The sequence below is a fragment of the Vibrio sp. 1288 genome, assembly GCF_033344475.1.
Genome location: NZ_JAWPOX010000922.1, coordinates 1 through 566, shown reverse-complemented (window position 1 = coordinate 566; position 566 = coordinate 1). Strand labels below are relative to the sequence as shown.

The following is a 566-nucleotide window of genomic DNA, read 5'->3' as shown; positions in this document are numbered from 1 at the left end:
GCTAACTCGTCGTTCGCTTCGGTGCCTGCGTCGTAACTGTTCAAGGTCGCTTTGTAAGTGCCCGCTTCGGTTGGAATTTTCCAACTGTCTAAACCGACAAAACCATCATTGGTTGGCAATAACATCGCGCTAAGTGAGAGGTAACCGTGATCGCCACTATCCAAAGTAAACGTGGTCGCAGCACCCGGATTGAGAATACCGCCCGCAGGATTTTCTACGACTGCGCCGCCTGCGTTGCCAATCACGGTCGATAATCCAGAAATATCCCCACCTTCAGCCATCGCTTCAAGCTCTGATGTGGCGGATTCTCCGACTTTAAACATATGTAGATCTGAGCCATGCGCCGCGACGATAAGCGGTGTAAAGTAAATGCCTTTGGTTGCGTTGGTAACCGTAATTTCTAGTTCCGCCGCTTGAGCTGATGCCGCGCCAACCGCCAGAGCAACAGACGTCATGACAAGACTAAGTTGGGTACGTTTTTTCATTGTGAATCCATCCTTTTATGAGAGTGAAACCCAAGCCCTTGAACATCGTCTTTTGTTGGCTTGAGCAGCATTGCTTTCGAA

At 49.6% G+C, this 566-nt stretch carries 1 protein-coding gene; it reads right to left on the bottom strand.

Annotated elements, in window-relative coordinates:
• Positions 1-485 (bottom strand): spondin domain-containing protein (locus R8O11_RS30110; RefSeq protein WP_318195246.1); only part of this gene is annotated, 485 nt, incomplete at its 3' end.
• Between the last annotated feature and the right edge of the window lie 81 nt (positions 486-566).